The 12,292-nt window shown below is 73.8% G+C and carries 11 protein-coding genes and 1 pseudogene; 8 read left to right on the forward strand and 4 right to left on the reverse strand.

Translation table 11 applies throughout. The features are described 5' to 3' along the window. The coding region (locus ACOJUF_RS07480) for an ABC transporter ATP-binding protein (RefSeq protein ID WP_420121232.1) at window positions 1-912 on the forward strand (912 nt) is incomplete at its 5' end. Between the two features lie 248 nt (window positions 913-1,160). On the opposite strand, the gene ACOJUF_RS07485 is transcribed toward ACOJUF_RS07480, so the two are convergent. The 3 genes from ACOJUF_RS07485 to ACOJUF_RS07495 form a co-directional block, all read right to left on the reverse strand. Then, the gene (locus tag ACOJUF_RS07485) at window positions 1,161-1,283 is read right to left on the reverse strand and encodes a hypothetical protein (protein WP_420121233.1); all 123 of its coding nucleotides are present in this window, start codon (window positions 1,281-1,283) and stop codon (window positions 1,161-1,163) included. Continuing rightward, on the reverse strand, window positions 1,280-3,016 hold the full coding sequence (locus tag ACOJUF_RS07490; protein ID WP_420121234.1) for an asparagine synthase-related protein: 1,737 nt from the start codon (window positions 3,014-3,016) through the stop codon (window positions 1,280-1,282). The genes ACOJUF_RS07485 and ACOJUF_RS07490 overlap by 4 nt, the downstream gene beginning before the upstream one ends. Window positions 3,017-3,435: 419 nt before the next feature. Further along, window positions 3,436-3,558 (reverse strand): hypothetical protein, encoded by a 123-nt coding sequence (locus ACOJUF_RS07495; RefSeq protein WP_420121235.1) that lies wholly within the window; start codon window positions 3,556-3,558, stop codon window positions 3,436-3,438. 179 nt (window positions 3,559-3,737) lie between these two features. On the opposite strand from ACOJUF_RS07495, the gene ACOJUF_RS07500 reads away from it, so the two are divergent. The 5 genes and pseudogenes from ACOJUF_RS07500 to ACOJUF_RS07520 all read left to right on the forward strand — a co-directional run bounded on the left by ACOJUF_RS07500 (window position 3,738) and on the right by ACOJUF_RS07520 (window position 8,273). Further along, window positions 3,738-4,034: a PqqD family protein gene (locus ACOJUF_RS07500; RefSeq protein WP_420121236.1), complete on the forward strand. Its 297-nt coding sequence runs from the start codon at window positions 3,738-3,740 to the stop codon at window positions 4,032-4,034. Next, complete coding sequence (locus ACOJUF_RS07505; RefSeq protein WP_420121237.1) at window positions 4,031-4,480, forward strand: lasso peptide biosynthesis B2 protein; 450 nt, start codon at window positions 4,031-4,033, stop codon at window positions 4,478-4,480. Before ACOJUF_RS07500 ends, ACOJUF_RS07505 begins: the two co-directional genes overlap by 4 nt. Beyond that, complete coding sequence (locus ACOJUF_RS07510; protein ID WP_420121238.1) at window positions 4,477-5,352, forward strand: hypothetical protein; 876 nt, start codon at window positions 4,477-4,479, stop codon at window positions 5,350-5,352. The genes ACOJUF_RS07505 and ACOJUF_RS07510 overlap by 4 nt, the downstream gene beginning before the upstream one ends. 697 nt (window positions 5,353-6,049) lie before the next feature. Next, window positions 6,050-7,192, forward strand: a pseudogene (locus ACOJUF_RS07515) (DEAD/DEAH box helicase); the annotation flags it as partial. Window positions 7,193-7,391: 199 nt separating this feature from the next. Continuing rightward, on the forward strand, window positions 7,392-8,273 hold the full coding sequence (locus ACOJUF_RS07520; RefSeq protein WP_420121239.1) for a phytanoyl-CoA dioxygenase family protein: 882 nt from the start codon (window positions 7,392-7,394) through the stop codon (window positions 8,271-8,273). 134 nt (window positions 8,274-8,407) lie between these two features. Here the strand turns inward: ACOJUF_RS07520 and ACOJUF_RS07525 are convergent, their stop codons facing one another. Further along, window positions 8,408-9,400 carry an enoyl-CoA hydratase/isomerase family protein gene (locus ACOJUF_RS07525; RefSeq protein WP_420121240.1) on the reverse strand — a complete coding sequence of 331 codons (993 nt, stop codon included), beginning with the start codon at window positions 9,398-9,400 and terminating at the stop codon, window positions 8,408-8,410. A 135-nt stretch (window positions 9,401-9,535) separates the two neighbouring features. Between ACOJUF_RS07525 and ACOJUF_RS07530 the strand changes: the two genes are divergently transcribed. Together ACOJUF_RS07530 and glpX are read left to right on the forward strand one after the other, a co-directional pair. Beyond that, window positions 9,536-11,026, forward strand: coding sequence for a sugar porter family MFS transporter (locus tag ACOJUF_RS07530; protein WP_420121241.1), 1,491 nt, complete (start codon window positions 9,536-9,538; stop codon window positions 11,024-11,026). 239 nt (window positions 11,027-11,265) lie between these two features. Beyond that, window positions 11,266-12,243, forward strand: a complete 978-nt coding sequence (gene glpX, locus ACOJUF_RS07535; RefSeq protein ID WP_420121242.1) for a class II fructose-bisphosphatase — start codon at window positions 11,266-11,268, stop codon at window positions 12,241-12,243. The last annotated feature ends 49 nt before the right edge of the window (window positions 12,244-12,292 follow it).

Here is a 12,292-nt window from a genome sequence, read left to right on the forward strand (position 1 = left end):
CAGGCGTTCATCCAGTACTCCCGGCAGTTCACCCAGCCGCTGACCCAGCTGGCCTCGATGGCCAACGTGCTGCAGTCCGGCGTCGCGTCGGCCGAGCGGGTGTTCGAGTTCCTGGACGCCGACGAGCAGTCGCCCGACCCGGAGTCGCCGCAGACCGTTCGCGATTCGCGGGGGCGGGTGGAGTTCGAGGACGTCTCGTTCCGGTACGAGCCGGACAAGCCGCTGATCGACGATCTGTCGCTGGTCGCCAACCCGGGCCAGACGGTGGCCATCGTCGGGCCCACCGGCGCGGGCAAGACCACGCTGGTGAACCTGATCATGCGGTTCTACGAGCTCGACGGCGGGCGGATCACCCTGGACGGGGTGGACATCGCCGCGATGACCCGGGCCGACCTTCGGTCCCGCATCGGCATGGTGCTGCAGGACACCTGGCTGTTCGCCGGCACGATCCGGGAGAACATCGCCTACGGCCGCCCCGACGCGACCGAGGAGGAGATCCTGCAGGCCGCCCGGGCGACCTACGTCGACCGGTTCGTGCGCTCGTTGCCCGAGGGCTACGACACCCCGATCAACGACGAGGGCAGCAACATCTCGGCCGGCGAGAAGCAGCTGCTGACCATCGCCCGGGCGTTCCTGGCCGACCCGTCGCTGCTGATCCTGGACGAGGCGACCAGCTCGGTGGACACCCGCACCGAGGTCCTGGTGCAGCACGCCATGGCCGCGCTGCGGGCCGACCGCACCAGCTTCGTCATCGCGCACCGGCTGTCGACCATCCGGGACGCCGACCTGATCCTGGTGATGGAGAACGGCGCGATCGTCGAGCAGGGCACGCACACCCAGCTGCTGGAGCGGGACGGCGCCTACGCCGCGCTGTACAACGCCCAGTTCGCCGGGGCGGTCGTCGACGGCTGACGGCGCTTTCCCGTCCGAACGTCCTGAGCGGGCCGCCCCGCCCCTCGAGCCGCCCCGCCTCTAGTCGGCCGAGCGTGCGAGGCCGCCATCGAGCACGGGAGGGGTGGCCTGGGCGAATGCGGCGACGGAGGAGCCGGATTCTTCAGGACACCCCTCGAGGACCGCGCTGAACAATCAGGCTCCTGCGTCGCCGATTGCCTGCGCCCGGTCCGACGGCCCCCATGGCGGCCGCGCAAGCTCGGCCCACTCTAGGACGCCAGCGGGTGGTTCAGGTCGCCGCCGGTCCAGGGCGAGATGCCCTCGGCGGCGTCCGCCACCGATCCCAGGTCAACCAGCAGCGGAGCCGACCAGGCCGGGTCTTCGTCGTTCACAGGTCCTCCGTGAGGTGAGCCGCGCGGGTGCCCGCGCGGGATCGGATGACGGCGCAGGACGGTCGCCCCAGGTCCGTCGGCGGCGTGCCGGCTCGGCGGACGGTGCCCCGGGCCAGGCGCTGCTGCTCGTACCACTCGACGAAGGCGCCCAGCCCGAACGCCCGGGCGTGCGTCAGGGTCCAGAGCGGGGCTCGCGTGGGGTCGGCCAGCGTGCCGTCCAGCAGGGCCCGGCGCATCGCCGCGGTGTCCAGCAGGCGGGTGATCGTCGGGTTCTCCTCGAACCGATCGAGCGCGGCCAGCAGGACCGGCTCCTGACCGCGGACCCGGTCGACGGCGTCGGCGGCCTGCCGGCCCCGGGTCGTGCGGAGCCGGATCTCGTCCGGCACCAGGCCCCGCATCACCTCGCGGGCCAGCCCCCGGGACACCCCGACCGGCGACCACGCGGCCGGCGGCAAGGCGCGGGCCAGCGCGACCACGGGGAGCGAGCCGAGGGGGTCGGCGCACCACACGTCGTCGCGCAGGGTCTGCCAGCCGGTCATCCGCCAGTCCGGGTTCGTCATCAGACCGGCCATCGCCCGGTACACCCGGAAGCGGGACTCGCCGCGCATGGAGACCGGCGCGCCGACCCGCAGCGGCACCATCGCCCGGCAGGCGTCCCAGCGGCGGTCCTCCCGCCGGCGGACCACCGGGCCCGGAAGCAGATCGCCGACCACCGACCGCGCCAGCGCCGGCCCGCGCACCCCGGCCCGCTGCCGCGCCAGCACCTGCCGCACGACGACGTCGACGCGGCCCCGGCTCAGCTCGTGGGCCAGCACCCCGGCGTTCCCCCGGGAATACCCCGCATTCCCGGACGCACCGGTCAGCAGCACGGCCGCGCCCCCGGCATGGGCCAGGTCGGCCAGTTGGAGGAGCCAGGGCATGTTGTCGGGGTTCAGGGTCGGCAGCCAGGTCCGCTCGAAGCACTCGGTCAGCAGGGTGAGCGGGGGGGCCTCCGGCAGCACCGCCACCCGGTGCTCGATCCAGGGCCGATCGGCGAGCAGCGGACGCACATAGGGCATGTCGTCGGCCTGCCACGTCGCCGATGGATCGGGCGTCCCCGGGCGGGGGGCGTGGGTCAGGGCGAGCAGCCGCTCGCCGCCGACGGGCAGTGCGTCGTCGGCCAGGGCGGCCACCGTGGTGGAGTCCAGGCCGCCGGACAGGGTCACCGCGCACCGCAGCCCGGCTGCCGGCAGCGACCCGCGCACGGCCCGCTCGACCGCCTCCCGCATCAGCGGGACGGCGCGCTCCCGCAGCCGGCCCCCGGCCGGCCGGTGACGATCGAAGGCCGCGGCCGCCCATGTGGTCTCATCCACCTGAGGGTCTCCCGGCCGCCATCGCAGCACCATCCCGCCCGGGTGGAAGCGGACCCCCCGGAACGGGGTGTCCGGCAACGCGTCCGTCCGCGTCACCAGGTCGATCAGGCCGGGGACGGACAATTCCGGCAGCTCGTCGGCGTCGGCCAGTAGTTCGCGCGGCGACGGGGACAGATCACACCCCCGGTGGTGGATCCGGCTGAACAGGCCGACTTCCCGCGACACGCCGGTCGCGGCGATCAGTGCACCGCCGGGCCGCCGCAGCACGGCGGCGAACGCGTGCTCACACGGCGCGACGCCGGCGGCACCCCGCGCCAGCCAGAAGCCGACCTCGTCCCGGCACGTCCCGGTCGGGGCGTGCCACCAGCGCAGTCCACGCATCCGATCGACCCTCCCAGGCCCGCCCGTCGGGTCGGTCCGACACCCCGTCACCACCTCCGGCCGGCGGCCGGAGCCCGTCAGGGCGCGAAGTTGTCGCCGGCGGTGCCGTCATTTCCCCGTTGCACGCTGTTCGCGGCGTTCGGACATCGACCCCAGGTCGACCACCACGGGCGCCGACCAGGGCGCCATGTCCGCGTTCACAGCCAGCCCTTCCGTCGGGCATCGCGGCCGGCCCGCCGAGGTGTCGGGCTCGCACCGCTCACAGGGACCCCTGGTCCTCGCCGGCGAAACCGTCCGCGCCCACGGGCAGACTGTTCAAGGCCGACTCCGCCACCGACCCCAGATCGACGAGCACCGGCGCCGGAGCGGCGTGGTCGATTTCCGGTCGGCTCCCGCGGAGGGCATGGTCGCGTCCCCGATCACGGCGAGACGACGTCCTGCATGGTGCCGTCGACGCCGAAGTTGAACCCCTGGGCCGACTCCGCCACCGACCCGAGATCGATGACCACCGGTGCCGACCATTCCGTCTCGCCCTCGTTCATGCGTCCCCCTGTCCTCGACCCGCCGTGCCGTCACCCGGCGACGCTGCGTAGAACCATCCTTACTCTCCGTTGACGTATGTGCAAGATCAGGTCGGGCGGGACGTCGTCGGTATCGGGCCGCCCATCGGCTCGACTTGCGACTCTGCGTCCATCTTCGGTCACTGTGCGATGATCTTCGCGTGATCGACGGGGATGAACCCGTGCTGCGGCACGGGATCGGGGTCATCCAGACGCAGGCCGGCGGGCGACGCGTGCTGATGACCGACGACCTGCACTACTACGCTCTGGAAGGCACCGCCGAGGTCGTCTGGGACCTGCTCGACCGGCCCCGGTCCCGGGCGGACCTGCTCGCGGAGCTGGCCGACCGGTATGCGGTCCCGCGCGAGACCTGCGCGGCCGACCTGCACCCCTTCCTCGACGCCCTGCTCCGGGCCGGCCTGCTCCAGGCCGGCACCCTCGCCGCACCCTGCCCGTGAGCACCGCCCGAGGCCGGCTCCGGGTGGCGGGCGCGATGGCCGTCCTGGCCGTGGTGTCGCTGCTGCGCCGGCTCGGCGGCACCCGGGCGGTCCGCGCCCTGGCCGGCGCCCCCCGTCCGGCGCACCCGGGCGACGAGGGCGTGCTGACCGGCCCGGTCGATCCGGCGACCCGGTCGGTCACCGGGGCGGTCGGTGCGGCGGCCCGCCACCTGCCGCCGACCAGCTGCCTGGATCGTGCGTTGACCGGTGCCTGGCTGCTGCGCCGGCAGGGCCGGACGGGCCGGGTCGTCCTCGGCGTGCCGGCCGACCCCGAGGCGATCGTCACCCACGCCTGGCTGGTGGACGGCGACGGGCGGGCCTGCATCGGCGCCCGGGAGGCGGCGGCCTACCTGCCGGTGACGGTCTTCGACCGGCCGGCCGGAACCGGCCGGGGCGGGCCGCGATGACGCTGACGACCGGCCCGGCCGTGTTGACCGCTCCGCCCGGCCCGACCCATCGGGTGCTCGACGTTCCCGTCGGATCCGGCGACCTGCCGGCGCCCTGGGCCGCGCAGGTCCGGGGGCGCGGTGGATCCACCGCCTGGTGGGCGGACGCGGACCGGATGCTGGTCACCACCCCGACCGCCGGCCTGTACGTCGAGGGTGGGCACCGTGTGCTGGTGCGCGCCGACGACGACCGGGCCCGGCTCCGTGACGACTACCTCGCCTACGCGTGGGCGCCGCGGCTGCTGCTGATGCAGCGACGGCGGTTCGGGCTGCACGCCACCCTGGTCGTCGCGCCGGGCGGGCAGGCCGTTGCGGTGGGCGGACCGTCGATGGCCGGCAAGTCGACGACCGCTATCGAACTGGTCCGGCGCGGCTGGACGTTCGCCGGTGACGACATCGTGCCCGTCGACACCGGGTCCGGCCGGCCGATGACCCGGCCCTACGCCCGGCCGATCCATCTCTCCGATGCCGCGGCCGCCCGGCTGGGCGCGGATCCAGGGCTCGGCCGTCCCCTGCCCGGGCGGACCAAACGGGTCTACGGCCTGCGCACCGACCTGCGGCCGCGGCCGCTCGACCTGATCGTCGTGGTCGGCCGGACCGCTGCCGACCGGGTCGAGGTCGAGCACCATCCCGGGCTGGTCGCGCTGCCCCGGTTGACGGTCCTCACCGACTCCATCGGCCTCGCGGCGCGCCTGCCGGCGCTGCGGGCCGACCTGTTCGACTGGGCCGCGCAGCTCGCCGCCGGCACGCGCGTGGTGAGCGTGCGCCGGCCGGCGGATCGGGACACCGTCGCCGAGATGGCCGACACGGTGGAGGAGCTCGCCGCCGGCTGACCCTCACTGGTGACGCTGTGTCACGACGGTCGGGCTGGACGTGATCTTGCTGACCATCGAACGGCGGCCGGAGCCGGGCCGGGTACCCTCTGGGGTGGACGGAGCGCACCTGCGCCCGCCCAGGTCGTTGCTGTGAACGCGTCGAGCGTTCCACCACTGCGCGTCCGGTGGATCCGGATCCGTGAGTCGGCCAGCACCGCGGCCGCCCACGCATCACCGAGTCGACAGGACCCACCCCTCACCGATGAGTACTTCTGCTTCCGCGCGCCCGCAGCACGATGCCCAGCGCGGTGCCGCCCCCCGCCGGGCCGCCGGCGCCCCCACCGCCGGCGCCGACCGCGGCCTTCCGACCGAACACGCCGCCGGCCCGTCGACCGGCCGGCCCCGCCGGCGCCGTCGCCGCTCCGGGCGGGGCGCCGCGGGCACCGCCCCGGCGACCGGCACCCCCACGACCGCCGGATCGGTCACTCCGGCCGGGACCTCCGCCACCGACGGCGGGTCCGCCCGTCCCGCCGGCCAGGGCGACCGCACCCGCACCCGGCGCGCCGCGACCCGGGCGGCCGGGCCGGCCGAGCCCACGCGGGCCCCGATCACCGGCCCCGCCGCCGCGGCGCCGTTCACCTCGGCACCGGCCACCTCGGCACCGGCCACCTCGGGACCGGCCAGGGTCGCCCCGGCGGCCTCGGTCGCCGGCGACGTGGCCGGCTTCGCCGACCTGGGCGTGCCCACCACCCTCCTGCCGGCCCTGACCGGACTCGGCGCCGTCGCCCCGTTCCCGATCCAGGCCGCGACGCTGCCCGCCACGTTGGCCGGGCGGGACGTGCTCGGCCGCGGCAAGACCGGTTCGGGCAAGACGATCGCGTTCGCCATCCCGCTGGTCGCCCGGCTGGCCGGCGGTCGCCGGACCCCGGGCCGGCCGCGCGGCCTGGTGCTGCTGCCCACCCGCGAGCTCGCCCTGCAGGTCGCCCGGACCGTCGACCCGCTGGCCAAGGCGGCCGGCCTGCGCACCGTCGTCGTTTTCGGCGGCGTCGGGTACGGCAACCAGACCGCGGCCCTGCGCAAGGGCGTCGACATCGTCATCGCCTGCCCGGGGCGGCTGGAGGACCTGGTCAACCAGCGCGAGTGCGATCTCGGCGGGGTGCAGGTCACCGTGCTCGACGAGGCCGATCACATGGCCGACCTGGGCTTCCTGCCGGTCGTGCGCCGGCTGCTTCGCGCCACCCCCCGCACCGGCCAACGGCTGCTGTTCTCCGCCACCCTGGACAACGGCATCTCGGTGCTGGTCGACGAGTTCCTCACCGACCCCGTGATGCACGCCGTCGACGACGCGACCTCGCCGGTCGCCGCGATGGAGCACCACATCTTCGCCGTCGACGGCGCCGACCGCACCGCCGTCATCCGCGAGCTCGCGCGGGGCACCGGCCGGCGGCTGCTGTTCACCCGGACCAAGCACGGGGCCAAGAAGTGGGCCGCGGCGCTGACCAAGAACGGGACGCCGGCGGTCGATCTGCACGGCAACCTGTCGCAGAACGCCCGCGAGCGCAATCTCGCCGCGTTCTCCTCCGGGGCGGCCACGGTGCTCGTGGCCACCGACATCGCCGCCCGCGGCATCCACGTGGACGACGTCGAGCTGGTCGTGCACCTCGATCCGCCGGTGGAACACAAGGCCTACCTGCACCGCTCCGGCCGCACCGCGCGGGCCGGCGCGGCGGGCCGGGTGATCACCGTCATGCTCCCGGACCAGCGCGAGGACGTGCGCAAACTCATGAAGCAGGCCGGGATCACCGCGGCCACCGTCCGGGTCGCGCCCGGACATCCGGCGATCGCCGAGCTGGCCGGTTGACCCTGCGTCACGACGATTGTGACGATTGTCGTCCCTGGGCCCCGAACTCCGTGCATTAGAGTGAGGTGGTCAGCGCATCGATCAGGTGATCGACGCGGACAGTGATGGTTCATGACCCGGGGGGAACGGGCAACGAGGCCTCCGCCCGCGGTGTCCGCTCCGGTGGGCACCGGATAAAAAGACTTGGATACCTGCCATGCGAGCCACCATCGGTCGACGTGCCAACGAGATCTACCGGGCCGTGCGCTGCCGGAACCGGATCGTTTCCCGCTATGTCTTCAACGCCGGCGCGGTGCGGGACCACCGGCGGCACACCGTCGAGCTGTCCCCGGCCGCGGCCGCGCTCGCCGGCCGGTTGATCACCGACGGAGTCGCGTCGGCGGCGGCCGTCGACGTCGTCGGCGATCCCGACCTGGTCGCCCGGGTGCGGCAGCGGGCCCAGGAGCTCTACGACAGCCCCCGGCCCGAGAGCGACCCGCTCAAGCCGTACCTGTTCCAGTTGCTCGGCGAGAACCCCGAGCTGCGGCCGGACGACCCGCTGCTGCACTTCGCGCTCGATCCGCAGATCCGGGGCATCGCCGAGCGCTACTGCGGCATGCGGCTGCGGGTGCAGGACCTCAACGTCTGGGTCAACGAACCCACCGACGGCCCGGCCCAGCAGTCGCAGCGGTGGCACCGGGACGTCCCGGAGGACCACGACATCGTCAAGTGCTTCCTGTACCTGTCCGACGTCACCCCGGCGGCCGGTCCGATGTCCTACGTGACCGGCACCAACACGCCCCAGGGCCGACGGATCAAGATGGCCACGGAGTACGACGGCGGCGGCTACCGGCTTGCGGACGAGGACGTCGCCGAGGCGTTCCGGTCCGAGCGGACGGTCACCGCCGAGGGCCCGGCCGGCACGGTCATCTTCGCCGACACGCTGGGCGTGCACCGCGGCGGCCACGCCACCGGCGCCGAACGGGTCGTCCTGCAGATCACCTACGGATCGCACGCCAGCCTGCGCCGCGCCCGGCTGCGGCCCGCCGACGGGGTCGCCCCGGACGCACTGCCGGACGTCCGGCTCGCCACCGTCTGATCCACCCCCCGATCAGCCGCCGATCCGCCCCCCGAGCCGGTCGGCGGCGCCGGATGGCCGGCCCGTCCCGCCGGGGAACCGTACCGCCGGCGACCGCCCGGCCGACGACCGGTCCCGGCCGGTCACCGGCGCCGTCAGGCGAAGAACGCGTCCACGTCGGCCGCCGTCACCGCCGCCAGGTCGGCCGGCTGCCACCGCGGAGTGCGGTCCTTGTCGACCACCTGGGCCCGGATGCCCTCGGGCAGGTCCGGCCGGGCCAGGAAGTGGCCGGCGAGGCGCAGATCCTGCTCCAGCACCTGGGCCAGCGTCATCGACCGGGCCGCCCGGATGGCCCGCAGGGTGACCTTGACCGACGTCGGCGCCATCCCGGCCAGGGCGTTCCCGGCCGCGCGGGCGGCCGGGTCGGGGTGTGCCAGCAGCGCGGCCAGGATGTGCTCGGCGTCGTCGCCGGCGTAGCACTCGTCGACCCACCCGGCCCCGGCCAGGGCGCCGGCCGGCGGCGGGCCGAACGCCGGGATCACCCCGGCCCGCAGCGACCCGGTCACCGCGTCCAGGTCGGCCGCCGGCACGAAGTGATCGGCCAGCCCGGCCCGGATGGCGTCGCCGGCATCCAGATGGGCCCCGATCAGCGCCGCGTGCACGCCCAGCTGGCCGGGCGCCCGGGACAGCAGGTGCAGGATGCCGACGTCGGGCCACAGCCCGATCAGCGTCTCCGGCATCGCCAGGCGGGAATTGTCCGTCACGATCCGCACCGAGCAGTGGGCCGACACCCCGAGACCGCCGCCGAAGGTGATCCCCCGCTGGTAGGCCACGATCGGCTTGCCGTAGCCGGCCAGCGCCGCGTTCATCGCGTACTCGTCGGCCAGGAACTCCATCGCGTCGGCCGTGCCGTCCAGAACCGACTCGCGCAGCGCCCGGATGTCCGCCCCGGCGCACAGGCCGCGCTCGCCGGCCCCGTCGATGAGCACCAGCTCGACCGCCGGGTCGTCGGCCCAGGCGGCCAGGGCGGCCCGGATCCCGTCGATCATGGGCATGGTCAGGGCGTTGATCTGCCGCGGCCGGTTCAGGGTGATCCGGCCCAGCCGACCCTCGACCCCGGTGAGCAGCGGTTCGTCGTTTGAAGTCACCGCGCCACGGTAATCAACTGCCCCGGGTCCCGGTCGCGCTCCCGTCACGGTGCCGCATCGATCGGGCTGCTCGAGATGCGAATACCGGCGGGAGTGGCATGCTCGGCTCCGGCAAGATCACCGAAAGGGGAGCTCATGGGCGAGCACGGTGGCAGCTTCGACAAGAACGCGTCGATCTACGACGACACCGAGGAGGGCAAGGGCGTCGTCCGGATCGCCTCGGTCGCCGCGCTCGGCGGGTTCCTGTTCGGCTACGACAGCGCAGTGATCAACGGCGCGAACTCGGCGATCCAGGAGTACTTCAACGCCGGCGCGCTGGAACTCGGCTTCACCGTCGCCGCCGCCCTGCTGGGTGCGGCCGCCGGCGCGCTGCTGGCCGGCCGGCTGGCCGACCACATCGGCCGGCTGTCGGTCATGCGGCTGGCCGCCGTGCTCTTCGCGATCAGCGCCATCGGCTGCGCGATCGTGCCCAGCCTGTGGCTGCTGATCCTGTTCCGCCTGCTCGGCGGCCTCGGCGTCGGCGTGGCCTCGGTCATCGCGCCCGCGTACATCGCCGAGATCGCGCCGGCCCGGATCCGCGGCCGGCTGGGGTCCCTGCAGCAGCTCGCGATCGTCACCGGCATCTTCATCTCGCTGCTGGTCGACTTCCTGCTGGCCAACGCGGCCGGTGGCTCGAACCAGGACTTCTGGTTCGGGTGGGAGGCCTGGCGCTGGATGTTCTTCATGATGATCATCCCGGCCCTGCTCTACGGCGGCCTGGCCCTGACCATTCCGGAGTCCCCGCGCTACCTGATCGCCAAGCACCGGATCGCCGAGGCCAAGGAGGTCCTGACCGGCCTGCTCGGACCGCGCAACATCGACGCCAAGATCGAGAAGATCCGGGCGAGCATGGAGCGGGAGACCGAACCGTCCTGGAAGGACCTGAAGTCGACGACCACCGGCCGGATCGCCGGCATCGTGTGGATCGGCCTGCTGCTGTCGGTCTTCCAGCAGTTCGTCGGCATCAACGTGATCTTCTACTACTCGAACATCCTGTGGGAGGCCGTCGGCTTCACCGAGGACCAGTCGTTCGTCATCACCGTCATCTCGGCCACCATCAACATCCTCACCACGCTGATCGCGATCGCCACGATCGACCGGTTGGGCCGCAAACCGCTCCTGCTGATCGGTTCCGTCGGCATGACGGTCACCCTGGCCACGATGGCGTTGATCTTCGGCACCGCTCCCGAGTGCACCCAGGTGATCGCCGACCAGTGCACCGCGGCCAACGTGGCGGACCACACGCCGAACCTGTCCGCCGCGATCCTGGGATCCTCCTCGCCGATCGTCGCGCTGATCGCCGCCAACCTGTTCGTGGTCGCGTTCGGCATGTCCTGGGGCCCGGTGGTCTGGGTGCTGCTGGGCGAGATGTTCCCGAACCGGATGCGGGCGGCCGCGCTGTCCCTGGCCGCCGGCGGCCAGTGGGTGGCGAACTGGATCGTCACCGTCACCTTCCCGCCCCTGGCCGACATCTCGCTGGCCCTGGCCTACAGCCTCTACGCCGGCTTCGCCCTGCTGTCGTTCATCTTCGTCAGCAAGTGGGTGCAGGAGACCAAGGGCAAGCAACTGGAGGACATGCACGCCTGACGGTTCGCCCGGCCGCGCGCGGCAAGGCCGCGGCGGCCGCGGGACCGCGGAGGGGGATCTCCTCGCGCCTCGGGTGAACCGGCGTTGCGCCGCTCGCTCCGGGTTGCGCAACGCCGGTTCGCCCGCCGGAGGCCGCATGGACGCGGCGACCCGATGCGCACCGGGCTTCGGGGTGCCCGGGACCGGGGCCGCCGCCCGGGGACGCGCCGGTGCGGCACCGTGGTGGCACGATGCGCACCATGACCGAACCCGTCCGTTACCAATTGCCCGACCGCAACGTGGGTCTGGACCTGATGCGGGTCACCGAGGCGGCCGCGATGGCCGCCGGCCGGTGGTCCGGTCGGGGCGACAAGGAGGCCGGTGACCAGGCGGCGGTCGACGCGATGCGCGACGTGCTGGCCCGGGTCCCGATGCGCGGCGTCGTGGTGATCGGCGAGGGCGAGAAGGACGAGGCGCCGATGCTGTTCAACGGCGAGCACGTCGGCGACGGCACCGGTCCGGAGTTCGACATCGCCGTCGACCCGGTGGACGGCACCACCCTCCTGGCCAACGGGATGCCCAACGCGATCGCGGTGATGGCGGCCGCCGACCGCGGCAGCATGTACGACCCGAGCGCGGTGTTCTACATGAACAAGCTGGTCTGCGCGGCGGCCGTCGCCGGCGAGGTGGACATCGACGCCCCGCCGGCGCACAACATCGGGGCGGTCGCCCGGGCCCTCGGCGTGACGCCCGGCGACGTCACGGTCAGCGTGCAGAACCGGCCGCGGCACGAGCAGCTGATCCGCGACGTGCGCGCCGCCGGAGCCCGGGTCAAGCTCTTCGCCGACGGCGACGTCGCGACCGCGATCGCGGCGGTCCGGCCGGGCACCGGGATCGACCTGATGCTCGGCATCGGCGGGACGCCCGAGGGGATCATCACCGCCTGCGCGATGAAGGCGATGGGCGGCGTCATCCAGGGCCGGCTGCACCCGCGGGACGACACCGAGCGGCGCACGGCCCTGGACGCCGGTCACGACCTGACCCGGGTGCTGCACACCGGCGACCTCGTCGCCGGCGACAACACCCACTTCATCGCGACCGGCATCACCGACGGCGACCTGCTCCGCGGCGTCCGGTACACCCCGGACGGGGCCGAGACCGAGTCGATCGTGGTGCGCTCGCGCAGCGGCACGGTCCGCCTCGTGCACGGCACCCATCTGCTGCACAAGCTGCGCTGACCGCACCGATCGCACCGGCGGGGCCGGCCCCCCGGGCCCGCCCGCCGGC

The sequence above is a fragment of the Nakamurella sp. genome, from assembly GCF_048594475.1.
Classification (GTDB): Bacteria; Actinomycetota; Actinomycetes; order Mycobacteriales; family Nakamurellaceae; genus Nakamurella.

Excerpts from the sequence above, each read along its gene's own strand:
- ACOJUF_RS07490 (WP_420121234.1), bottom strand. The coding sequence starts at position 3,016 with ATGCGTGGACTGCGCTGGTGGCACGCCCCGACCGGGACGTGCCGGGAC.
- ACOJUF_RS07495 (WP_420121235.1), bottom strand. The coding sequence starts at position 3,558 with ATGAACGAGGGCGAGACGGAATGGTCGGCACCGGTGGTCATCGATCTC.
- glpX (WP_420121242.1), top strand. The coding sequence starts at position 11,266 with ATGACCGAACCCGTCCGTTACCAATTGCCCGACCGCAACGTGGGTCTG.
- ACOJUF_RS07520 (WP_420121239.1), top strand. The coding sequence starts at position 7,392 with ATGCGAGCCACCATCGGTCGACGTGCCAACGAGATCTACCGGGCCGTG.
- ACOJUF_RS07530 (WP_420121241.1), top strand. The coding sequence starts at position 9,536 with ATGGGCGAGCACGGTGGCAGCTTCGACAAGAACGCGTCGATCTACGAC.
- ACOJUF_RS07510 (WP_420121238.1), top strand. The coding sequence starts at position 4,477 with ATGACGCTGACGACCGGCCCGGCCGTGTTGACCGCTCCGCCCGGCCCG.